Origin of the sequence: Indolivaga capnocytophagoides, assembly GCF_036511535.1 — a bacterium.
Taxonomy (GTDB): domain Bacteria; phylum Bacteroidota; class Bacteroidia; order Bacteroidales; family Dysgonomonadaceae; genus Dysgonomonas_A; species Dysgonomonas_A capnocytophagoides.
Map to the genome: position 1 here is coordinate 1,462,687 of NZ_AP028867.1, position 25,454 is coordinate 1,488,140.

18 protein-coding genes and 1 riboswitch are annotated in these 25,454 nt (G+C 37.7%); of the genes, 13 read left to right on the plus strand and 5 right to left on the minus strand.

Annotated elements, in window-relative coordinates; genetic code table 11:
• Window positions 1-30: 30 nt before the first annotated feature.
• Both AABJ51_RS05875 and AABJ51_RS05880 read right to left on the minus strand, forming a co-directional pair.
• Entirely contained in the window at window positions 31-1,626 is a 1,596-nt protein-coding gene (locus AABJ51_RS05875; protein WP_338374760.1) for a glycoside hydrolase family 43 protein, read from the minus strand.
• Between the two features lie 126 nt (window positions 1,627-1,752).
• Window positions 1,753-4,155 carry a glycoside hydrolase family 95 protein gene (locus AABJ51_RS05880; protein WP_338375950.1) on the minus strand — a complete coding sequence of 801 codons (2,403 nt, stop codon included), beginning with the start codon at window positions 4,153-4,155 and terminating at the stop codon, window positions 1,753-1,755.
• Window positions 4,156-4,501: 346 nt separating this feature from the next.
• Between AABJ51_RS05880 and AABJ51_RS05885 the strand changes: the two genes are divergently transcribed.
• From AABJ51_RS05885 to AABJ51_RS05895, 3 genes are all read left to right on the plus strand, one after another.
• Complete coding sequence (locus AABJ51_RS05885; RefSeq protein WP_338374761.1) at window positions 4,502-8,470, plus strand: hybrid sensor histidine kinase/response regulator transcription factor; 3,969 nt, start codon at window positions 4,502-4,504, stop codon at window positions 8,468-8,470.
• A 174-nt stretch (window positions 8,471-8,644) separates the two neighbouring features.
• Window positions 8,645-10,372 carry a glycoside hydrolase family 43 protein gene (locus AABJ51_RS05890; protein ID WP_338374762.1) on the plus strand — a complete coding sequence of 576 codons (1,728 nt, stop codon included), beginning with the start codon at window positions 8,645-8,647 and terminating at the stop codon, window positions 10,370-10,372.
• 148 nt (window positions 10,373-10,520) lie between these two features.
• Window positions 10,521-11,777 carry a family 8 glycosyl hydrolase gene (locus AABJ51_RS05895; RefSeq protein WP_434781397.1) on the plus strand — a complete coding sequence of 419 codons (1,257 nt, stop codon included), beginning with the start codon at window positions 10,521-10,523 and terminating at the stop codon, window positions 11,775-11,777.
• 356 nt (window positions 11,778-12,133) lie between these two features.
• Here AABJ51_RS05895 and AABJ51_RS05900 read toward each other — a convergent pair whose 3' ends face one another.
• Both AABJ51_RS05900 and AABJ51_RS05905 read right to left on the minus strand, forming a co-directional pair.
• Entirely contained in the window at window positions 12,134-12,487 is a 354-nt protein-coding gene (locus AABJ51_RS05900; protein ID WP_338374764.1) for a hypothetical protein, read from the minus strand.
• A 506-nt stretch (window positions 12,488-12,993) separates the two neighbouring features.
• The gene (locus tag AABJ51_RS05905; RefSeq protein ID WP_338374765.1) at window positions 12,994-13,893 is read right to left on the minus strand and encodes a helix-turn-helix domain-containing protein; all 900 of its coding nucleotides are present in this window, start codon (window positions 13,891-13,893) and stop codon (window positions 12,994-12,996) included.
• Between the two features lie 159 nt (window positions 13,894-14,052).
• Here AABJ51_RS05905 and AABJ51_RS05910 point away from each other — a divergent pair, with 159 nt between their 5' ends.
• From AABJ51_RS05910 to AABJ51_RS05945, 8 genes are all read left to right on the plus strand, one after another.
• Entirely contained in the window at window positions 14,053-15,111 is a 1,059-nt protein-coding gene (locus AABJ51_RS05910) for an alpha/beta hydrolase (protein WP_338374766.1), read from the plus strand.
• 16 nt (window positions 15,112-15,127) lie between these two features.
• Window positions 15,128-16,258, plus strand: a complete 1,131-nt coding sequence (locus AABJ51_RS05915) for an NAD(P)-dependent alcohol dehydrogenase (protein WP_338374767.1) — start codon at window positions 15,128-15,130, stop codon at window positions 16,256-16,258.
• Between the two features lie 24 nt (window positions 16,259-16,282).
• Window positions 16,283-16,864 (plus strand): flavodoxin, encoded by a 582-nt coding sequence (locus AABJ51_RS05920; protein WP_338374768.1) that lies wholly within the window; start codon window positions 16,283-16,285, stop codon window positions 16,862-16,864.
• Between the two features lie 7 nt (window positions 16,865-16,871).
• Window positions 16,872-17,603, plus strand: coding sequence for a carboxymuconolactone decarboxylase family protein (locus AABJ51_RS05925; RefSeq protein ID WP_338374769.1), 732 nt, complete (start codon window positions 16,872-16,874; stop codon window positions 17,601-17,603).
• Window positions 17,604-17,728: 125 nt separating this feature from the next.
• Entirely contained in the window at window positions 17,729-18,148 is a 420-nt protein-coding gene (locus AABJ51_RS05930) for a cupin domain-containing protein (protein WP_338374770.1), read from the plus strand.
• A gap of 1 nt (window position 18,149) precedes the next feature.
• Window positions 18,150-19,133 (plus strand): aldo/keto reductase, encoded by a 984-nt coding sequence (locus AABJ51_RS05935; RefSeq protein WP_338374771.1) that lies wholly within the window; start codon window positions 18,150-18,152, stop codon window positions 19,131-19,133.
• 255 nt (window positions 19,134-19,388) lie between these two features.
• The gene (locus AABJ51_RS05940) at window positions 19,389-19,676 is read left to right on the plus strand and encodes a putative quinol monooxygenase (RefSeq protein WP_338374772.1); all 288 of its coding nucleotides are present in this window, start codon (window positions 19,389-19,391) and stop codon (window positions 19,674-19,676) included.
• An 8-nt stretch (window positions 19,677-19,684) separates the two neighbouring features.
• The gene (locus tag AABJ51_RS05945; RefSeq protein WP_321577250.1) at window positions 19,685-20,284 is read left to right on the plus strand and encodes an HD domain-containing protein; all 600 of its coding nucleotides are present in this window, start codon (window positions 19,685-19,687) and stop codon (window positions 20,282-20,284) included.
• Between the two features lie 22 nt (window positions 20,285-20,306).
• Here AABJ51_RS05945 and AABJ51_RS05950 read toward each other — a convergent pair whose 3' ends face one another.
• Window positions 20,307-20,963: a class I SAM-dependent methyltransferase gene (locus AABJ51_RS05950; protein ID WP_338374773.1), complete on the minus strand. Its 657-nt coding sequence runs from the start codon at window positions 20,961-20,963 to the stop codon at window positions 20,307-20,309.
• 279 nt (window positions 20,964-21,242) lie between these two features.
• Window positions 21,243-21,443, plus strand: a riboswitch (cobalamin riboswitch).
• Window positions 21,444-21,499: 56 nt separating this feature from the next.
• On the opposite strand from AABJ51_RS05950, the gene AABJ51_RS05955 reads away from it, so the two are divergent.
• Together AABJ51_RS05955 and AABJ51_RS05960 are read left to right on the plus strand one after the other, a co-directional pair.
• Entirely contained in the window at window positions 21,500-23,890 is a 2,391-nt protein-coding gene (locus tag AABJ51_RS05955) for a TonB-dependent siderophore receptor (RefSeq protein ID WP_338374774.1), read from the plus strand.
• Window positions 23,891-25,348, plus strand: a complete 1,458-nt coding sequence (locus AABJ51_RS05960) for a PepSY domain-containing protein (RefSeq protein ID WP_338374775.1) — start codon at window positions 23,891-23,893, stop codon at window positions 25,346-25,348.
• Window positions 25,349-25,454 lie beyond the last annotated feature (106 nt).

Genomic DNA, 25,454 nt, shown 5'->3' on the forward strand with positions numbered 1-25,454 from the left:
GGGGAAACACAGTTCTGCATTGAATCAGCACTATTTATCAGACCAGTTTTCGTATGAAAAGAAATCCACATCTACATATCCTCCCGCTTTTTTTGTAGCGTAATTGGATATGGCAAAACGTGTTCCCATAAAGAGCTTCCGGTAATCGAATATCATTTTAAAATCCGAACCTATCCTTACCCAATCTTTATTGTTGAGACTGTAATAAAATGTTGCCATATCGCTATTGAGTCTGAAGTCACAGTCGATACGCAGATACACGATATTTTGTTTTAACTCTACGCGTTCTTTTTCTACAGCTTCAACATTTAGTATCGCTTTTTCTTTTTCACTAAGGTCTACAACATTGGTAGACATAGTCAGATACTTTTTAGTACCATCCTGTATTATCGAAAGCAAACCCGAATGTCCGTTAAATGCGCTGAATCCCGCAACATCACCATCTTTCATTCTAGTCAGATCAAGAGCAACAATACCTTTACACAAAGGGCCTTCCATTCGTTGTGTAATTGTATTATGAGCAGCATATAAATTATCGGCTAACCTATTGGTCTTTAGCCTTAGGTAACCAGGTCGTTCGGTCAATGACCACGATTCATTTATCGGATTATGATTCCATTGCCAATTGATTTTCAACTTAGGATCAACAAAATTATCACTTTCCACAAGTCTGCTTTTTACAGGATACGATTTTAAAGGAATTGTACCCGATGCCGGAACTTTCCCGTTCTTATCACCCAACATAGGCCAGCCGTCAATCCAGTTACAAGGCATCAGCAAGGGGACACGCCCGATGGCTCCTCTGTCCTGAAAAATAACAGCATACCAGTTCCCGTTTTTATCATCTATGAGACAGCCTTGTCCCACATATGGAAATCCGGCAAAATTATCTTCAAGAATAATTTTCTTTTCATACGGCCCTGTAATATTATCGGCACGATAACACACCTGCCTGCGTTTTCCATCTTTAGGCCAGGAAATCATCAGCAAATAATATTTTCCGTTATACTTCACCACTTGGCTGCCTTCCAATAACCCGGTTTCTTCGGCATCCCGTTCGAATATATGCATATCCACTCCACCTTCTTTCACATCGGAAAGATCGCTTTTCAATTCCCTTAGCGAACCTGTTCCTGAAAAGACATATACCCTGCCATCATCATCAAAAAAGAGCGACGCATCATGGAAATGAGGAGTTCTGGAAATGAGCTGCCACTTATCGGTTGCCGGATCGGATGACGAATAGATATAAGCTCTGTACGGTTCATCGTTAGGAGAGAATAGCAGGTAAAACTTGCCATTGTGATAACGGATGGAAGTAGCCCATTGTCCACGTCCGTAAACCGTCCCCCCATCCATGTCGTACTTTGAAGTATCGGTCAATTTATCAAACACATAGCCTACAGCCTCCCATTTGACTAAGTCTTTCGATTTCAAAACGGGAGCACCCGGCATCATGTGCATAGTAGTAGACACAAAATAAAAATCATCTCCGCAACGTGTCACCGATGGATCGGGAAAATCGGCATTGATTACCGGATTGGTATACGGCGTTGACTCCTGAGCTATACCTTGCGCAGTATAACCTCCAATTAAAAGTAATAGTAGGATAATATTTTCCCTCATAATTTTAACGATTGCTTTTTGTTTATCAATTAGAATATTTAAGGTCTCAGACCTATTTGTTGATTTTGCAAGCATAACAGCAAGAGTAGGTTGTCGTTTTTAAAATATATCATTAAATACTTTCTGTTACTTAAAGACATAACTTTTACCGGGTTCAGTCATAATATCGTATTCATACACTTTTTTCGGAGCGATACCTTTCAAGGATGCTTCTCCCGATATAACAGGCTTAGCAATACGGGCTGGAACAAAAAGCGGATTGGGATTGTCTCCTTCTGCTTTTTTCAGCCCTTTACCGGATAAAGGAACATAAGAACGAAGGCGCAGATTACCGCCAATCTTAGACAATACTTTTATTTCCATAACTTTACCGTCATTCCATGTCATTGCAATTTCAAAACCACCCCGAGCTACAATACCCGATACAGTTCCTTTCTTCCAGGCATCGGGCAAGGCCGGCAGAATATGTACTGCACCATCGTGACTTTGGATCAACATTTCGGCAACACCAGCCGTCAACCCGAAATTGCCGTCAATCTGGAAAGGTGGATGGGCCGTAAACATATTAGGATAAGTTCTCCCATCTTTATTTTCATTGTTTGCCAGAGTAAGCATGTTATTAATGATTTTATAAGCATGGTTACCATCCAGAAGGCGAGCCCATAAGTTAACTTTCCAACCGATAGACCATCCTGTAGCCATATCACCTCTATATATCAAAGAATTGCGTGCTGCTTCGAATAATTCGGGACTGGTATGCAGTGTAATTTGATTTCCCGGATAAAGCCCGTATAAATGAGACACATGGCGATGATCGCTTTTAGGATCATCCACATCCTCGAGCCATTCTTGCAGCTGAGTATATTTTCCGATTTGCATAGGCGGTAATTTTTCAACCATAGCTTTCAGCTGGTTACGGTACGAAGGATCTTCTCCCAGAATTTCATTGGCTAATGCTGTTCTGCTCAGAATATCAAATACCAACTGATTATCCATCGTACATCCCGCAGATATTGGTCCGTGCTCAGGCGATACCGAAGGAGATACTACCATCCAACCATATCGGGGATGCTTTATCAACGAAGTCATAAAAAAGTCGGCAGAACCTTTCAGTATCGGATAAACCTCAGCCAGAAAAATTTTATCTCCGGTAAACAAATAATGCTCCCAAAGATGCTGGCTCAGCCATGCTCCTCCTGTAGGCCACATACCGGCTGCAGCAAAATCAATCGGGCTGGTTACTCTCCACAAGTCTGTATTATGATGAGCCACCCAGCCATCCGCACCATACATAACCTTAGCTGTCTGACGTCCGCTCTCATTCAGCTCTTTCAACATTCGGAAAAGAGGTTCATGGGTTTCCGAAAGGTTGGTCACCTCGGCAGGCCAGTAATTCATTTCGGTATTGATATTGATGGTATACTTGCTATCCCATGCCGGATACATACTATTACACCATATCCCCTGCAAATTAGCAGGTTGTCCCCCGGGTTGAGATGACGAGATAAGCAAATAACGTCCAAATTGGAATAACAACGCAACAAGAGCCGGATCCTGATCCTGATGAAAATTGATAATGCGTTGGGTTGTACTCAGCTTTGATGTATTGGGCAGCCCTCCTAAATCGAGGTTGAAACGACTAAACTGACTACCGTAAATTTGTTCGTGTTGTTTCAATGCAGATAAATAGTCTTTCGCCTCTGCATCCAAAAGTTTTCGGGCAGCCTTAATTTCAGGATCAGCTCCTACCGATTTATAATCGACAAAATTAGTCCCGATCGAAATATAGAGTATTGCAGTCGTAGCATCGGTCACTGTTATTTTATTGTCGGAAATATCAACTTTTCCGCCTTCATTTTTTATTGCAGTATGAATCTGATAGCGTATTTTCCCTTCTATTCCTTCGTGATCCGCACCTTTGCCTTCTAAAATAAGAGCATCGCCTTTTTTGAATATCTTGTGTATAGACGGATTAATGTATCCCGCATCAAAATTCAGTTTTCCTTTCACACTCGCAGTAACTCTCATTATAACAACATCATCCGCAAAAGACGAAAAAATCTCTCTGCTATACTCTACGCCATCTACTTTATAACAGGTAGAACTTACAGCACGGTTGATATCCAGTTGTCGGGAATACTCCTTATAGTTTTCATGTCCGGGAAAATTTAAGATCACACTTCCTGCCGTTTGATAGGGCATCCCGTGAGTTTTCGTAAAAAAGGTTTTATTAATTAATTTATCAGCTTCTCCATTCTTTCCTTCAAAAATAAGCTGTCTTACTTCGGGTAAGACGTTTAATGCATCGGGGTTGTCATTCCGATAAGGTCCTCCTCCCCAAATAGTTTCTTCATTTAACTGGATTTCCTCGCGTTGAGGAATGCCATATACCATAGCACCCAATCGTGAATTACCAAGCGGCAAAGCCTCCTCCCAAATCCGGGCAGGTTCAAAGTATTGCAATTTCAAATCCTGAGCCGATAGATATCCCCCTATCATAAAGAGAGAAAATATCGCATACATTGTCATGTTCTTCATATAAATGATGTTTATTTAAGGCCTCAGACCTATTTGTTTTCTATCCAGGCATTAGTCTGGTTACAAATTTAGACATCATACATTATCGGCGGGTTAAAACCTTGACACATATAGCTTCGACAAGGTTACATGATACGTTAAATACGTTTCATTTTATATCTTTCTTGTTACACAACAATTATAAACCTCAGAATATCAACAGAAAGAGCTCAAATTCATTCAGATTATTCCGAAGATATTATATGATAAGACCTATTGATTTGCTTTCATTATCATTTTTTTATTGATATTTTTACTTTCCAGCCATAACCTAAAAAAAACAGAAATATCAGTACTGATGAATAAGCATATATTTTTTACTGTAATCAGCCTTTTGTTACTTGTCAAAACCTCTTTTGCAAATCCGGATAGTTTCTATGGCTTAGGAAAACTATCAAGTAACCTGATCACAAATATTACTCAGGATTCTTCCGGATTTATTTGGATTGCAACAGAAAACGGATTGAATAAATTTGATGGCTGGAATTTTACTCATTATTTCCGTAACGACAGAGATCCCAATTCTTTAATTGGCAACTATATCGAATCTTTTCTGAATGACAAGGATGGCACACTTTGGATAGGCTCCAACAGAGGATTACAATATTATTGTGCATATGAAGATAAATTTCATAGTATACAGTTTCCGAACAATATATACCCATCAGTACAAGGTATTATACAGCTTCAATCGGGTGAAATATGGATTGCCACTGCCGGATACGGTATCTTTTCGGTGGATAAGAAAAAAATGAAAGCTACAGAATTGGTAAATATTAACAAACAACTCAATAACCCTTATGCGAATTATATGCTTCTGGATAGCAAGTTCCGCATCTGGATAGCACTATCGGATAACCGCATTGCATGCATCTCTCAAGATATCAAGACGATTAACATACAAAAAGTGCCGATTGACGCAAGACACAATATAAACAGCATTACAGAAGATCATCAGGGAAACATCTGTCTCGGCACTAGTTCTAATGTGTTTATGTGGAACAATACACAACAGAAATATATAAATATAGAAAACAAAGAGGCGACAAATAGTATACGGGGAGTAACATGCCTCAAAGACGGCTCGATATACGTCAATACTACAGGACAGGGTATGAAACTGTTAGATATTAACACACTGAGTCTTAACACTCCATCAAAACTCATCGGAGGATATATAAATCCGATAAAAGAAAAAATCACCAGTTTCTATGAAGACAATAAAGGAAACTTATGGCTGGGATGCTACAAAAAAGGACTATTAATGGTTTCAAATGAATCAAAGCAGTTCGATTTCTGGGATTTTTCGATCATGGAGAAAGACGCCGATATCCTTTCGATGTACAGCGATGAGGATAATAGTTTATGGATCGGCACAAGCAATGGTACTCTGCTGAATTTAAATGATAAAGGACTGATAAGAGCTTCTTTCAATATAAAAAAAGACATATCGAGTATGTTCGAAGATCATAATGGAACATTTTGGTTGGGCAGTTATGAAGGCGGTCTTATATCTTTCAATAAAAAAGACGGAAAATGTACCAGCTATCGCAAATTTGAAGGAAAATCGATTGTTGCGTTCGGTGAAGATCTCAAAAATAATATGTACATATCGATAATGGGAGAAGGCTTTGTCCGCTACAATTACCAGACAAAAGAATGGAAACACATTACGGATACAACCAAGTTAAACAGTTCAAGAAAGCTCTTCAACAAGTGGATAGGTAATATCTTATGTGATTCGGACGGACTTATCTGGCTTGCACAAAGTACCGGAGTGGATTGTTACGATCCTGAAAAGAATATTATACTCGATTTTGCCGGAAATATCGATCTACGGTCATGTATTGCGATCACACTATTGGAAGATAAAAAGCATAATATTTGGATAGGAACAAACAACGGACTGTTCTGCTATAACAAAAACGAAAAGAAACTCACTCATTTTGGAATAGATGATGGACTTCCTAATAATATTATATGCGGGTTGGGTATTGATAAACAAGGTAATATATGGGGCTGTACTCTTAATGGAATATTTCAGTTAAACAGCAAAAACAAACATATAGCATGTTATTATACGGGCAATGGATTAGTAGATAGAGAGTATTCTCAGAATATATCTATTCAGAACAAACATGGTTATATTTACTTTGCGGGTTTATATGGCATCACCAGATTCTTACCCGACAATATTAGTGCCGCCCGATTGGATTACAAGCCTATACTAACCCACCTGTATCTTAATAATGAGGCTGTAAGTGCTAATAAAAAGATAAATAGAAAACCTATTTCTAAAACAGAATTTAGAGAAACTTCGAACATTAGTCTATCCTATAACGAAAGATCAATTTCATTTGAATTTTCGACCATGAACTTTCACAATCCCGAAAATATAGTATTCGAATACAGATTACTGGGCATGAATGAAAAATGGACAAGTACTTTTCCTGGAGAAAACCGCATTACCTATAATTTTCTATCTCCCGGTACATACATACTCGAAGTGAGAGCCTTTGAAAATAATACATACTCAACAACTAATTCACTGACAATATACATCTCCCCGCCATGGTACAGCACAGCATGGGCTAGATGCCTGTATCTGATACTATTATTCGGATTACTTAGCTGCATCTTTTATCTGTGGAATAAACGAAGATTAAGAAAGCTGGAGGAATTGAACAATGAAGAAAAACTTAAGTTCTTCATTAATATTGCTCATGAAATAAGATCCCCTATGACTTTAATAATAAATCCTTTATCCGAATTATTAAGGCAAAAAAATGATAAAAACACATCCCGTTTATTGAATATAATACAACTGAATACCAACCGGATAATGAATCTCATTAATCAGCTTTTGGATATTCGAAAGATTGATAAGGGACAGATGAAAATTGCTTGTGAAGAAACGGATCTGATCGATTTCATAAAAGATCTATTGAATATCTTTGATTATCAGACAGCCGAAAGAAACATCAAGCTCTCGTTCGAATCTAATATCACTCATCTGCCTGTATGGATAGACCGTAATAATTTTGATAAAGTACTCGTCAATTTATTAGTAAACGCATTTAAACATACTCAAGACGGCGGAGCAATAAACCTTTCGGTTCAAACTCCCCAGCAGAAATCACTTTCGAATTCAGCCGAATATGTCGAAATCAAAATTACCGATTCGGGCACAGGTATAAACGAGAAAGAGATAGAACGTATATTCGAACGTTTTTATCAGAGTTCATCGCAGGGACATCTCGGATTTGGAATAGGACTGAATCTTACAAAAATGCTGGTCGAACTTCATCACGGAACAATTCAAGCCTTCAATAGAGAGGATAGTCAAGGAAGCTGTTTCATCGTACGCATCCCTCTCGGACGGGAACATTTGAATGATAATGAAATAGCGATGCAAAGCCAGACCAGACGCTTATCAATCTCCCCTCCCATGTCTTGCGAAGAAAAAGAAAACACAACCAACACCATTAAAAACAAAAAGAGACAACGGGTGCTGATTGTTGACGATGACGAAGAAATACGGGAATACCTGCAAAAAGAATTGAGCCATACATATAAAGTCATAACAGCGGAAAACGGATCCGAAGCCCTGCGGATTTTATTGCAGCAACGAATTGATCTCGTCATTTCGGATATAATGATGCCCGAAACAGATGGTTTTACATTACTGAAAAAAATAAGGAACAATGATAATATAAGCCATATTCCGGTAGTACTGCTAACTTCCCAGATCGAATTTCAGAACAGAATGAAAGGCTGGAACTCCGGTGCAGACGGATTTATGGATAAACCCTTTCAGATCGAAGAATTGTTGCTGCTCTGTAACAATCTCATATCAAACAGATCGTTATTGAAGGGTAAATTCATTGGTATTAAAGAATTAGAAACCAGAGTAACCCCTCTTGAACTTAAATCGAATGATGAGATATTTATAAAACGATTGATGGGTATCATCAATAAAAATATGGATAACTCAAAATTCAGTATAGAAATTCTGGCTCAGGAAGTTGGAATAAGCCGAACTCAATTGCACCGTAAATTAAAAGAGATTACAGGAATAAGCACCAGTGATTTTATACGTAACATCCGTCTAAAACAAGCAGCAAGGTTATTGATTGAAAGAAAAGTAAATATATCTCAGGTAGCTTATGCGACAGGGTTCTCTAATCCCACAATATTCGCCGTAGCGTTTAAAAAATTTTATGGTTGCACCCCCTCCGAATACATGGCAAATAACGACTCGGAATAAGCAGAAAACATACCAATGTTACATATAAAAAGAGATATGTTACACTAATCTTTGAGATGTGACCTATAAACATGAATAAGAAACAACAGCGAGAGTTGAGATAAATTTTGTGATGTAGTTTTGTATGAAAGAACTAAAGACTTATTCTAAAATTATAAATCTGACTATCGTATCATGAAAAGATTAAACATCATTGCATTCATTGCATGTGCGCTTTTAATCTCCTCTACGGGGATAAGTGGGAAAAATAAGGTCAATCAAAAGACTCAAAAAAACAGTCCCGCTTTTTCTATGTTTACCTATCAGGGAAATGATCAGGTATACAAAGACAATCCGTTAAAAGCGGATGAATTTTATACACCAATCCTGCAAGGATGCTATCCTGACCCTAGTATTACACGCAAAGGAGATGATTACTATTTGGTTAACTCTTCATTTGCTTTCTTTCCTGGTGTGCCTATATTCCATAGCAAAGACCTTGTTAATTGGACACAAATCGGAAATGTCTTAGAGCGGCCGTCTCAGTTAAAGCTATTCGATGTAGGAATTAGTGCCGGAGTATACGCTCCTGATATAGTATACAATCCGCATAATGACACATTTTACATGATTACAACACATATCGGAGGAGGACTGGGTAACATTGTAGTGAAAACAAAAGATCCGCTTAAAGGCTGGAGTGACCCTATAAAACTTGAATTCAACGGAATCGATCCGGCCTTGTTCTTTGATGATAACGGAAAAGCCTATTTGGTACACAATGACGGACCAGATAAAGATAAAGAACTGTATTCGGGACACAGGGTTATTAAGCTGTGGGAATACGATACGGAAAATGACAGGGTAATTCCGGGAACAGACAAAATTATAGTAGACGGAGGGGTTGATATTTCTAAAAAACCAATATGGATTGAAGGCCCTCATCTTTATAAGAAAAACGGCCGCTACTATCTGATGTGTGCAGAAGGTGGGACAGGTGATTGGCATAGCGAAGTTATCTTTGTAAGCGACAGCCCAACAGGCCCCTATAAACCAGCGCCAAGTAATCCGATCTTAACCCAGAGACATTTTCCTAAAGATAGAAAAGACAAGGTAGACTGGGTAGGACATGCTGATTTGGTAGAAGGCCCAAACGGAAAATATTATGGTGTATTCTTAGGTGTCCGTCCCAACAATCAGAATAGGGTGAACACAGGGCGTGAGACCTTTATACTGCCTGTAGATTGGAGTGGAGAATTCCCTGTTTTTGAAAATGGACTTGTACCTCTTTCCCCTAAATTGAAAATGCCTGCTGGTGTAAAAAATGAAACCGGACAAAGCGGATTCTTTCCGAATGGGAATTTCACGTTCAATGAAAGCTTTTCTTCCGGTAAACTCGATCATAGATGGATAGCAGTAAGAGGTCCTCGTGAAGATTTCTCCGTTCTTACAAAGAATGGGCTACAACTTATACCCTTTCCTGCAAATGTGAAAGCTGAAAGCCCCATTGCAGCCTTATTTCACCGACAACAGCATAAATCATTTACTGCAACAGCAACTATAAGTTATACTCCCCTATCTGAAAAAGATCTTGCTGGAATTATCTGCTATCAAAAGGAATCTTTCAATTATGTATTTGGCATTACACTAAAAGACAAAGAATATTATATTCTACTTGAAAGAACTCAGGATGGTAATTCGACAATAATTGCAAGCGAAAAAATAGATTTGAGTAAACCTGTACAGTTAAGAGTTACAGCTGATCAGGATAATTACCAATTCAGCTATTCAACAGATCAGCAGACGTTCAAAAATGTAGGAGGAACTGTGTCCGGTGATATTCTTTCAACCAATCTCGCCGGAGGATTTACAGGCAGCCTCATCGGACTATACGCAACTTCGGGTAATGATGCAAAACCATAGCTCGTAAAATACGTATCAGCCTTTATCTGATATATAATACCGATGCTTTACATAGAGAACCATAATCATTGATTTTCTATGTAAGCATCTTCCAATATAAAACACAAAACTCCTGCTTACTATGAAAATCAAATACCTATTTTTGATAATGATACTTTGTTCGGTTTCATGCTTATCGAAGCAAAAAAACAGCCAGTTGTTAAAACCTTGGAGTAAGGGAGCATTCGAAACGGGAAAATACCGTAACTTATTTGCCGAAGCTGGGTATTCCCAACAGGAAATAGATTCGAAACTCAAAAAAATATTCTATAATCTATTTGAAGGTGCTGACAAAATCTATTTCGAGACAGGAGACTCTCTTGCTTATATCTCTGATATAAAAAATAATGATGCCCGTTCGGAGGGTATGTCATACGGAATGATGATTGCTGTACAATTCGACCGCAAAGATATATTTGATAAACTTTGGAGATGGAGTGTAAAATATATGCAACATAGAAATGGTCCATTAGAAGGCTATTTCGCATGGAGCTGCAAAACCGATGGAACCCGCAATTCTCAGGGACCTGCCTCAGACGGAGAGTTATATTTTGTCACAGCTCTAATTTTTGCATCCAATCTATGGGGCAATAATACAGGAATCGATTACCTGAAAGAAGCTCAATACATTCTGAACTGTTCCATGGAAAAAGACGGAACAGACGGAGTTTACAATCTTATTGACCGTGAGCATAAACTCATAACATTCGTTCCCACAGGATGGGGTGCGGCATTTACGGATCCATCTTACCATCTTCCGGCATTTTATGAAGTATGGGCACGTTGGGCAAATGATGGAAGAAGTAACTTCTGGCTCGAATGTGCAAAAAAAAGCCGGGAATTTTTGCATAAGGCTATTCATCCCGTAACCGGATTAAATCCCGATTACTCCAACTATGATGGGAGTCCATTCAAAACACCTCACGGCATTATAGGAGAAGCATTCCGTTTTGATTCATGGCGTGTCCCTATGAATATTGCTCTTGATTATTCATGGAGTTGTTCCGATAAAGAATGGCAGCATGAATATGGGCATAAAATTCAAAACTTCTTATATTCTCAAGGTTTAGATACATTTGTCGATCAATATAATATCGACGGATCTCAGGTTTCAGAAATCCTTGAAGCTGGTGGTTACAAAGCGCTACGGCATTCTTTAGGGCTTGTAGCCAGTTCTGCTGCAGTGTCATTGGTATGCTCTCACCCTAAAAGGATAGAATTTATAGATCATTTTTGGAGTTCTTCTAACAAACCATACGAAGACGGATATTTTGATGCTTATTTCGATGGGTTGTTGCAATTATTTGCTTTTATGCATTTAAGTGGAAATTATCGGATTATTCCCCCAAAACAAGAGACACTTTAACAATAAATCAACAAATTACAAGAACATCCTTCCTCTCATAAATCTTATAATTCGTTTGAGGAAGTTTACGCTTGATGTGGCGGCCGTACCTATTTGGAGCAACGACGATGCAAAAGTGAAATGGGCAATGGACTACAATTATTGAAAAAAAAATGAGTGTCTGCGGATGTGGTTTTTCGTCTCGTTCAGATCTTTAAAAGCAGAATAAAGCCATTTTTCGAATAATCCTTTTATAAACAAAAGTAAGCAGTTTAATTAAAAATCAATTGCTTTATAAAAATCGGGGCTAAGATTGTCTTATCGTTAAACTATTAATGATCTGTATGATCTTAGTCTTGATTTTTAAGAATGTCAGCTTATCCCAGTAGTAAAATATCAATTTCGTAAGATATTTCTCCGGCCTTGCTAAGAAATTGATCTTCATGGGTTCTGTCATATTCAGCAAGCCACAAAGCCCCACAAATAATTAATAACTCTATAACAGTCCTACTGCGCATTTCTGTTTCAAAATGCTTTATCCATCCATTAGGCCATGATATATTCTCCTTTAGCACCTTACCTCGTTTGATTCGAGCCTGTTCGTAACAAAAATTAGCAGCTTGTTTTATCTGACCTCTTGCATACTTATCTGCATCCAGATCTAGATTCCACCCGGATTCGTTTATCTGTCTCTGCCTCTCTTCCCATATTAAAATCAGTCCTGTTTCCATCAAGATTTACATATTAACAATGCTCTATTGTACATTTACAAGATTCTACTACTTCCACTCCTCAAAAGTAATTATTATTAAGCAAAAAAAAAGATTACACACACAACTCTTTTTTTTACATATTTCAATAATCATTTATCCGAAAAACCTTAATAGATGGAAGATTCGTGTATAGTCCGTTTTCGATGCTTTACCTGATCATAACAAAGCCTTTTAAAAGATCATCATCTATATATAAAAGATACACTAAACAAAAAAGAAAGGGGAATACTGCAATCACAGGATTGAAGAATACAGCTATGTTTGAATTAGAAAACCAAATGATCCTCTGCGAGTTTAACACACAGAGGATCATCTAATATTATTACCTACAAAATTTTAGAGTTGGGCTATTTATCGACTATTCGAAATTGCTATTTTTAGCTGTCCTTATTTAAGTAGGATTCATCCGTTTCCTGTTTCTTCGACGATAACAACCAGAGCATTTCGACGACACTCTTCAGTTATCAATTTTGAATTCTGTAATCAGTAGGCGAATAACCGACTATTTTCTTAAACATCCGGCTGAAATGATGCGGATATTTGAATCCCAACTCGTAAGCAATTTCATTTACATTCTTTTCGGGATTATACAGCTTATCTTTCGCCATTTCTATAACTTTCAGTTGAATATGTTCCTGCGCAGATTTTCCTGTTTCTTTTTTAATTAAATCCCCGAAATAATTGGCCGATAAATGCAGCTGATCTGCAAAATATTGAACCAAAGGTAGACCTATTTTCTGAGGTTTATCTGATTCAAAATAATTATTGAGAAGCTCTTCAAACCGCGATAATACATCCTTGTTTACATTATCCCGTGTAATAAACTGGCGGTCATAAAAACGCATACAGTGATTTAGAAAAACCTCTATATTTGCCGTAACAATTGATTTACTGTGCTTATCAATCGAATGTTGTAACTCCTCTCGTATTTCCCGGAAACAGCCGATAATAATATTCCTTTCTCGTTCAGACATATGTAAAGACTCATTCGCTTCGTACGAAAAGAAAGAATAATCTTTCATATGCTGTCCGAGCGATGTTCCTCTAAGCAGATCGGGGTGGAAATAGAGTCCCCAGCCTTTCATCTTAAATATCTCGCCTGTATCTTCTTTTCCTACTATCTGCCCGGGAGCTATAAAAACGAGTGTTCCCTCCTGATAGTCATATGTATGCCTGCCATAAACGAGATCTCCACATTTAATATCTTTCAGGAAAATAAAATAAAACCCATACCTTTTGAGTGAATGGGTAAATTCTTTTTCCACATCCGAAAAATCAATAGAATTCACGAATGGATGTAATGTTTCAACTTCCAGAAAATCATTATATTCCTGTATTGTTTCAAAACTTATTATATCATTCATACATTTTAGCTTTTTATTTGTTACAAATATAAGGGGTACGAACTTAAACGCGCTACAATTCGGTAATAATGGTATAACAATCAGTAATCTGTCTATTTATATGGAAAGAATTGGGCTATAGCTTTGTAAATATAAAATACAAACCGAAAGATATATAATATGAAGGATATAATCTCATTGATATTAGGAGTATTCTTTATCCTCACGGAATGCAACGCACAAGCAGACAATAAACACAACCAATTACTAGTGATAAAAGAACAGGGTGCATTTTCGGCCGGAGGAACAATAGTTATAAGTGAAGGTATTTTTGATCCCCTCAAACCTTGGTATGAGGTACAGGGCGGACAAACACGTCATGGCGATCATGCAGATGTATTTTATCAGGTTCCCGCAAATGAAAAATATCATTCTATGATATTTCTTCACGGCTATGGGCAATCACGCCGCAGTTGGCAGACTACAGCAGACGGACGCGAAGGTTTCGCCGATATTTTTCTCAAAAAAGGATATTGTGTTTATCTGGTTGATCAGCCCGGACGCGGCGATGCCGGACAAACAATAAAGGCAGGCAATATCCCGGCGACACCCGATGACCAGACTTGGTTTACCCAGTTTAGGATGGGACAATATCCGAATTTCTATGATGGTGTACAATTTCCAAAAGACAAACAGTCTCTTGATAATTTTTTTCGGATGATGACACCGAATACAGGCAATGTAGACGAAGCAACTGTAGTAGATGCTATGTCGGCTGTATTTGACCGATCTGGAGACGGTATTCTCTTTACTCACTCCGCAGGCGGTGCACCGGGATGGAAAACTGCGATAAAAAACGACAAAGTAAAAGCCATTATAGCTATTGAACCAGGAGGATTTTGTTTTCCCGAAGGAGAAGCCCCTGCAGATAATAGAGGTGGACAAGGCATACCATTCGATGACTTTTTGAAACTGACCAAAATTCCTATTGTCGTTTATTTTGGTGATTATATCCCTAAAGAGGGATCAAAAGCTTATTCACAAAACTTCTGGCGTAATGTCCTTACTACTGCTCATCAATGGGCAAAGGTCGTAAATGCTCATGGAGGTGATGTTACTATTGTACATTTGCCCGAGATTGGTATAAAAGGCAATACTCATTTTATAATGTCGGATCTAAATAACGTCGACATCGCTGATTTGATCTCATCGTGGCTCAAAGAAAAAAAGTTGGACTAAATTAAAATAAAAAATTATGAAACAGCTACTTAGTTTATTAATCGCATTGGCTTTTTCGTCAATAAGCTATGCACAGGACAACCGGGTACCCTCTAAAGGACTTGCTCTCTTTTCGAAGGATGGAAATTTTGAACCTTATGAATTCAGCCGGCATGCAATAGGCGATAACGATATACTCATCGACATTCTGTATTCGGGTATCTGCCATAGCGATATACATGCAGGAAGAAGCGAATGGGGAAATACCTCCTATCCTTTTGTAGGTGGACACGAAATTGCAGGGCGAGTTGCTCAAACAGGTAAAAACGTAACGAAATTTAAAGTAGGCGATTATGCAGGAATTGGATGTATTATCAATTCCTGCGGGCAATGCGACAACTGCAAACAAGGTTTGGAACAGTTTTGCGAAAAAGGTATGGTAGGAACTTATGGCTCTCATGATCATTTTCACGACAATGAAATAACACAGGGTGGTTATGCTAATAATTATGTCGTTTCGGAAAATCATGCTATTAAAATCCCTCAGAACGCAGATATGAAAAGAGTTGCTCCGCTGCTCTGCGCAGGTATAACAACCTATTCACCTATCCACTTTTCGAAAGTAAAGAAAGATGATAATGTAGCAGTGGCAGGCTTTGGAGGTTTAGGTCATATGGCAGTACAATACCTTGTGGCTCTGGGAGCAAAGGTCACCGTATTTGACATTACAGAAGAAAAAAGAGCTGACGCAAAACAATTAGGAGCAGTAAAATATGTCAATGTGAACAATCGAGAAGAGTTAAAAGGGCTGGAAAATCAATTTAGTTTTATCATCAGCACTATTCCTGCCAAATATGATCCGATGATGTATGTGAGAATGCTGAAGATGGGTGGAGAAATGGCTATTGTTGGGTTACCTGCAAATGAAAATGTACCGTCTATCTCAATCGGCTCATTGGTTTTCGCTTCACATCGTAAAGTATACGGTTCACTAATCGGAGGTATTCCCGAAACTCAAGAAATGCTCGATTATTCTGTTGCAAACAATATTTATCCAGAAGTAGAAGTTATCAATGCCGATGGAGAATCCGTTACTAATGCCTACAAAAAAGTTATAGACGGCAAGGTGAAATTTAGATATGTTATAGATATGAAGACATTGAAATAATATCAAAACAAAAACAACAACCAGATGAAAACAAATATTATTCTAACATATATAGTCACAACTATGTATCTTATTACAGGTTGTGCCAATGCTCAAACACCTAAAACGTCCGATGTATCATCTAAAGAGAAAATTTTGATCACTTATTTCAGTAAAACCGGTAATACAAAAAAAATAGCTGAACATATTCAATCTTTAACAGGAGGAGATCTTATACAAATAGAAACTAATGAAGAATACCCGCAAGAATATCAGGCATCTACCGAAATTGCAAAAAAGGAAAAAGAAACAGATGCCAGACCTGCTGTAAAAACCAAAATAAAGAATATAAATGACTACGATGTAGTTTTTGTCGGATTTCCAATCTGGTGGAGTCATACACCAATGGCAATAGCTACTTTTCTCGAAAGCTATGACCTTTCGGGTAAAACAGTTATACCATTCTGTACACATGGGGGCGGCGGTGCTGGAGAAGCCTTCAATTATGTAAAAAAGCTCACGCCCAATTCGATCCATCCGGATGGATTTATAATTTATGGCAGCAGGGCTTCATCAGCTAAACCTGATATAGAAAAATGGCTAAAGAATATAAATGTAATTAAGTAAAACAGATATGATCCGAATTTTTATACTGGTAGCTTTTGCTATTGTATTTAATATCAATACCAATCTGAATGCCTCAAATATGGAAAATAAATTGACTCTTCTGCAAGAAAAAACTGTAACAATATCTGCCTTTGCGGCTAAGGGCGAACTGGATAAATTGAGTATAGAACTAAATGCCGGACTCGATGCCGGATTAACAGTCAATGAAACAAAAGAAGTATTGGTACATCTCTATGCCTACTGCGGATTCCCGAGAAGCCTGCAAGGTTTGCTAACATTGATGGACGTGCTCGAACAACGCAAAACCAAGGGCATAAATGATAATTGGGGACGCGAAGCAACTCCAATCACAGATAACGGCAATAAATATGACCGGGGCAAAAAGATTCTGGCAGAAATTGCAGGAGTTCCTGCTCCCGAAGGACGTCTGACTACCGGTTTTGCGGGATTCAGCCCCGAAATAGAAACCTTTCTCAAAGAACATCTTTTTGCCGATATATTCGAACGGGATGTACTGACTTATGCCCAACGGGAAATGGTTACAGTTTCCGTTCTAATGAGTATAGGCGGAGTAGAACCTATGCTTAATTCGCATATGAATATTTCTCTGAATGTCGGGATAAGTCCATCTCAATTAAAAGAAATGATTCAGATAATAGATGTAAATATAGGAAAGGACGAAGCTAGTGCAGCACAATCGGTATTAAGTAATATACTGGAAAACAGAAATATGAATTAATAAATATCTTCGAGGATACTAAAATAAAATTAAGTTCAATGAGTAAAGCAAGATTAATTCTATTGATTAGTTTAAGTATTTTAACAACTGGATACTGTAATTCAGCATCCCCACAAAACAACAATATGAAAACTTCAGCAAATAAAGAAACATATCAAATATTTCCGAAAGGAGATAAAATAAACAATGATTATTTCAGCGGTACAGCATGGTTAAAAATGCTTGCCACCGATCAGACAAATTTTGATGTAATAATCGGCAATGTCATTTTTGAGCCGGGAGTACGAAACAACTGGCATTCTCATCCGGGAGGGCAAATCCTCATTTGTACTCGAGGACAGGGATATTATCAAGAAAAAGAAAAACCTATACAGCTTCTTCAAAAAGGTGATATTGTAGAGATTCTGCCTGATGTAATTCATTGGCATGGAGCGACACCCGATAGTGAATTTGAGCATATTGCAATCAGCACACAGGCAAGTAAAGGTCCGGCTGTATGGCTCAATCCAGTAACAGATAAAGAATATAACAGTTATACAAAATAATATGAAAACAAGAAAACTAGGAAATGACTTAGAGGTATCGGCAATTGGTCTAGGCTGTATGGGAATGAGCTTTGCTTACGACCCACTACCTGATAAAAACGAAATGATTTCGTTGATTCACTCTGCATATGAAATGGGTGAAAAATTCTTTGATACTGCCGAAATTTATGGTCCATATACCAATGAAGAACTTGTAGGAGAGGCAGTATCTCCTTTTCGTGACAAAGTAGTCATAGCCACTAAATTCGGATTCAATATTGTCAATGAAAAACAAGCAGGAACCAACAGTCGTCCGGAGCACATACGCAAGGTTGTGGAAGAATCGTTGAAAAGATTAAAAACTGATTATATCGACCACCTTTACCAACATCGTGTAGATCCGAATGTACCGATAGAAGACGTTGCCGGTACAGTTAAAGATCTAATAAAAGAAGGTAAGGTTAAATATTTTGGCTTATCGGAGGCTGGTGTTAATACAATACGCCGTGCCCATGCAGAACAACCTGTTACTGCCCTGCAAAGTGAGTATTCATTGTGGTGGAGACATCCCGAAAAGGAACTGATACCCACATTGCAAGAACTGGGTATAGGATTGGTTCCTTTCAGCCCTTTAGGCAAAGGATATTTGACAGGTTCTCTTAATAGCAGCTCAACGTTCAGTAATAAAGATTTCCGGAGTATACTTCCTCGTTTTACAACAGAAGCACTGAAGGCAAATCAGGCGGTTGTAGATCTATTGGCTCAAATAGCCAAAGAAAAGAATGCAACTCCGGCTCAAATTGCTTTAGCTTGGTTATTAGCACAAAAAACATGGATTGCTCCTATCCCGGGGACAACCAAATTGCATCGCTTAAAAGAAAACATTGATAGTACTGATATCGAGCTGACTACTGAAGATCTGACCAAAATTGAGATAGCAAGTTCTAAAATTACTCTGACAAAAGATCGTTATCCGGATGAACTGGAACGGACAACCGGATTGTAAATCTTATAGTTGTTAAGCAGTTTAATTAACAAGTATAATTGATCAAATCAAAATTAGATTAAACCCTAAACCATTTAAGGTTTAGGGTTAATTGAATAAAGCAGCAATTCCTTTTTTTATAGGACTAGCTGTATTTGGGACAAATAATCGGATACAGATTTTTTGCTAAGAAAATCCATGAGGACTAGAATCAATATAAAATTTTCCGTAATATTGGCAGAGATTTTATACTGTAAGAATTAAGTCATACATCAAATGATAAAAGTTATAGCCGAGGATTTTATTAAAGAAGAGTATTTAGATCTTGTAAAACCTCTTTATGCTGAGTTGGTTGCTAAGACCAAGCTAGAAAAGGATTGCATAGAATATAACCTTTATATAGATCAGGATGATAAAACTCATTTTATCTTCATTGAAGAATGGCCGGATCACGAAGCATTAGACAGGCACTGTCAAACGGAACATTTCAGACGACTTGTTCCTCTGATTAATAAGCACCAATCTAAAGAGTGTGAGTTTACCATTATGGAGATATTTCAGTAAGCAGAAAGATGGAGAATAAAGATATCCTGATAAAAACACAGGAATATATAAAAGAAACTTTTCTCAGAGAAGGAACAGGACACGACTACTACCATATAGAACGAGTAGTTATTAATTCCCGAAAGATTTTGCAAACAGAAAAGGCTGATGGCTTTTTGGTTGAATTGGCTGCTTGGCTGCATGATCTTGGCGATCATAAACTCCATAACGGAGTGGATAAGTCAGAAGAATTAATCAACGCATTTCTAAACTCGTTAGTTGTCGAACAGCCTATTATTGACAGAGTCATAGAAATAGTATCTCAGGTTTCTTTCAGTAAAGGGAATAGACCATCCTCAATCGAAGCCGAAATTGTACAGGACGCCGACAGATTGGATGCAATCGGAGCAATCGGTATTGCTCGGTGTTTTGCGTATGGTGGCAGTAAGCACCGTATTTTATATAGCCCCGATGAAAAGGAAAAAGAAAGTTCAAGCATACAACACTTTTACGATAAACTACTTAAAATAAAAGGCTTGATAAATACAGAATCGGCTAAATTGATAGCTGCAAGACGTCATTCATTTATGGAAGAATATCTCGCTGAGTTTTACAGGGAAGTTCAGTAAAATAGAACAGTTTTCTAATACATCAATCTTTGTTTGCTGAAAGAATAACAAAAGAACGCTCTACTTTCTGACCGTTTTTGCTAATCGCATCTTCGGTTAACATTACCGACCGCACATTAATGAATCCCGAGCCGAAAAGGAATCTCTCGACATCTCCCGTTTCATAGAAAGTAAAACCTGCTTGAGTAAAAGGTAATCCTTCCCCAAAAGATTTACTCATAAAACTGATAGCAATAGCACCATTCCTTTCCAAAATGCGGTATATCTCATCAAAGTATCTCTGAGGATTATTCCAGAAATAAAGTGTGTTAACCGAAAAACAATAATTGAAAGAGGAAGACGGAATAAACGAAAAATCAGATTCAGAAGTATTGATAAATGCAACTCGCCCAGACTTCACTAATTCCTGATTATTTAAATTTGACTCATCTACCATCGCCTGTGAAATCTCCACACCTTGATACTTCAAAGAGGTTTCTCTTTCGAACAGATAAGATAAATGCATTCCGTTTCCAAATCCTATTTCAAATACTTTCGAGTTCGGGCGGATATCAAGAGTGTTTATGGTTTCAAATATCATATTGCAATTCGATTGAAACATATTCTCTCCTATTTGACGAGCCTCAGCACCTTCAGGACACCGCAATTGTTTAGATAACTCTTCATTACTGTATTTCATTTCCAATCTTTTTTTTAGAATATCAAAAGTACTAAACTATCAGGAGAGTCAGAATCGCATTACATAATGATTTAAAATGTACTCTATACCTATAAGTAGGTATAAATTTAGCGAATGGGCATAAAGCGCAGACTTAGTTGATATCAACTCTTTGCAAGACATCATAAAATACAACAGTAAGATTGATACACAACAAAAAAATGTGAGCTTCTCTTAGTCTGTATTTGAAAAGAAATCCAGATAAAAGCTTTTTTAATGAAAGATCTAAAAAATGTTATTTACCTTTGTGTTTGATTTGGTGATACAATTAATATCCATTGATTGTGTGAAAAGGGAATCCGGTGAAAATCCGGAGCAGTGCCCGCTACTGTAAGTTTCATTGATAGCCTCAAAACCAATCTTCAAGCCACTGTTAATTAAAAACGGGAAGGCATTTGAGGTGAAACAAGTCAGGAAACCTGCCAGATTATTGTAAATAAACATATTCCCGGGGTCAGGAATAAATTGTCTCATTATTTTAAGTACACTTTCTCTGAATGAAAAAAAGAAGTTACGGACACCTCCATGTCCTAATGAGTGGGTTGCTATGCCTGCCTATGTTCTATGCGTCTACAATTCATGCACAAACAAGCAGTATCACCGATACTGTACACTCCATCAAAGAAGTAACAGTATTAAGTAACAAAAAACAGGACATTAAAGTAACCCGTTTAAATGTACCTCTTACTTATTTACCGGTTTCTGTCTCTACAGTTTCTAATACAGTATGGGATGTCAGAGGAATAACCCATATTCAAGATGCCATAAAATTCTTACCGGGAGCGCATATGCGTACAGTCTATGGAGCGTACCAAAGACTAGAGGTCAGAGGTTTTGATGTTACCCCGATTATGATAGATGGAGTAAAGGATGAAAGATTTGTTCCACCCGGAAACTCTGCGCCTTTTCCGGATTTTGCATCTGTTGAATCCATGGAGTTGTTAAAGGGACCGGCATCGGTTTTACACGGACAATTTGCTGCAGGAGGAATACTTAATGTCGTACGCAAAGCTCCTTCGGTCGAAAACATTCTTAATACACGGTTGACATATGGATCGTATGACAACAAACAAGCGATGATCGATTTCGGTGGTTCAATATACAAATCACTGAGATACCGAACTGTATTTAATTTTTCTGACAACGAAGGATACAGACATACAAATGACAAAAGACTATCCGGTTATATGGCTTTAGCTTATGACATCGACAGTAAGCAGTCATTAGAACTGCGGGGAGGGTTCAACAGGGATAAATATGGCACAGATGTAGGCTTGCCTCCAACAATGTCGAATGACATTTACAATGCCGATGGGAATTTATATCTCTCGAAAGGAAGCTCATTAGCCGGATTAAACAGAAGAGCCAGATATAATAATGAATCCGATCTGTTCATTAATAATGGAGTAAACATATCGGCCAGATATACCAACCAGATTTCACAGGCCTTCAACATCAATGAATATCTTACCTATACTTACGATATCTTAGACTATTTCAGTACAGAACCTCTTAGTTATCTTACAAGCAACAATCCTATTTACAACCATTATTACAATGTGTCTCAAGCAGATGGAAGTATCGCAAAGAAATACATCAGTCTGGATACCGTACAATTAACTAATCCTTTAAAATTCGCCCACAAGTCTTATATGATAAACAATCAGCTGGAGATTTCCGGTAAACTGAATTTGGGAAGTATAAAGTACGAATATCTGGGCGGATATGCTTTTGTCGGATATTTCAGGCACTCGTATAAAGGCTATAACAAAGCTCCGGCAACAGATCCCTTAAATAGCAGCGGAGATGTATATGGTCCCGGACTTTATTCGAAGGTATCTGTTTATGATCCGCAAAGTATGGGTTATATGAAAACTAAGTTCAGCAAGGCTTACCCCTCGGAAATGTATTTGCATGGAATTTATCTCCAGAATATATTCGAACTAAGCAAACAACTTAAATTGATGTTAGCGGGGCGTTACGATTATGTAGACTATAAAAAGACTATAAAAGATGACGACGTCACTGATGGCAAATGGAAATACGACAGAACACAACCTTATGTGTCAACCCAGAACTCGGCGTTTACATACCGTGCAGGACTAGTTTATCTGCCTATTGAATCACTGTCTGTATATGGATCTTTCTCGAACTTCTTCCAGCCATACAGGGATTTTTACAGCGAAAACACAGTTTATATCGACTCCGATGGTAATCGTTATGATCCGCAGAACAGCAAGGAAACATTCAAGCCCCAACGAGGATATCAAGGTGAAATCGGAGCCAGATATTCATTCAAGAATATCTTTTATGCTTCAGCAAGTGCTTATTATATAAAAAGAACCAATGAGAAAAAAAACCTGACAACTATTACTGAAGAAGGGGAAGACAAAGGCAAGTCTGTTGTCGGGCAGGTTGGAACAACCACATCGAAAGGTTTTGAACTGGAAGCAGGACTAAAGCCTGTAAAAAACCTTTCTCTCGCATTTGGATACACATATACCCACGCAGTGGTAGGAGATATAAAAAAGACTATTTATCTGGATGTTGAAAACGACAAAGATGTACAACTTGCTTATGTTCCGCGTAATATGTTTTATACAACTGGTGATTATTTATTCTCATCGAATTTGTTAAAAGGGCTACAATTGAATTATACAGTTTCGTATACAGACAAAATGTATAGCAATCTCACTAAAGACGTTACTCTTGCATCTCATGTAATCACAGATTTAGGAGCATCCTACAAGCTAAATAACGGAGTGACAATCTCGGCGAATTTGAATAATGTCTTTGACAAAGAGTATGCTACAAATACATACGGACGACAAATAATTCCGTCTATAGGCCGAAATTACATGATATCACTGTCATATAGCTTAAAGTAAATGATAAAGAAGCTATTATATAAGTTTCACAGAATACTGGGTACACTACTCAGTATTCTGTTTGTATTATGGTTCCTTTCGGGATTTGTAATGATATATCATAACTTCCCCAAGATCAGCAATTCTGAGAAATATAAAGGATTAGTTGCTATTGATATACATACGTTACACCATTGCGACAGTATTTTATCTGCACTGAATTCCAATAGCAATACCGAATATTGCATATTAAAAGCTAAATCGGATGGTAATTTTCTGATTGAAACAAAAGACAAAGACAATACGTATCTGACTGATCAGAACGGAACTTTCGGCGAGAGATATACTTATTCAGAAATATACAACTATGCATCAAACCTGAATACCTCTACGATAAGCAGGATAGACACAATCCATAGTTTGGATCGATGGCTCCCGTACGATAAGTACATCATCGATTTTCCCGCATATAAATTTCACTATAAAGATTCTTTACAATCCGAACTTTATGTATCCTCTTTAAGCGGAGAAGGTATACAGTATACCAATTCCGACAACCGCTTCTGGGCATGGATAGGAGCTATTCCCCACTGGCTTTATATTGCAAATCTAAGACATAATACCGACTTATGGAAAGGTATTGTAATCTGGCTTTCAGGTATAGGTTCTTTGCTATGTATAACAGGACTGATAATCGGATTCAGATCATTTTACAAACGATACAAACAGAAAAAAGAGATAAGCAGCCCCTATAAAAGATTTGCATACAAATGGCATCATATTCTGGGATTTATCTTTGGTATATTCGTTTTCACGTTTGCATTTAGCGGAATGATGTCTTTACAAAAAGTCCCGCAATGGATAATAAAAACATACAACACTGATTTGCAAACAACTGCGACACTCAATCCGTTAAAAAAACATCCGCTTGAGTATGCACTCAACTACAAGACTGTATTGCACCAATATGCAGGAAGTATCAAAAAACTGGAATGGGCATCTTTCGGCGATTTAGACTATTATAAAGCTGTTATCGGCGATAGTATGCATTACATAGATGCCACCTCTGATCGTGTAAAACCTCTGTGTTTATCACAGCATGACATCAAAAAACGATTACAAGCCATTCACCCCGAACCGATAACTATCGAAGAACTTCACGATTATGATAATTACTACATCCATAAAAAGAATAAACTCCCGTTACCGGTATATAAAGTATCAGTAGCCGATAGAGATAAAAGCCTTTATTATATCAATCCTTATACAGCCGATATAAGTTATTTCAATACAAATACCAAAGCCCGCAAATGGACATATCAGGCATTACACAGCTTTAGTATAAAATGGTTATTGGATAGGCCTGTTCTTTGGAACATTCTGATGTGGACCACTATGATAGCAGGAACATTTATCTCTTTAACAGGATTATACCTAAGCTATAAGGCAATCAGACGTAAACTGAGAAAAAAGAAATAGCATTTAAATGAATAATAAGTCTATTTCTGATCCAAACCCAATGTATAGAAACTAGCTTTCAGCTCTTTCAAACACTGCAGGCATAAATATCCGGATACAACTTATA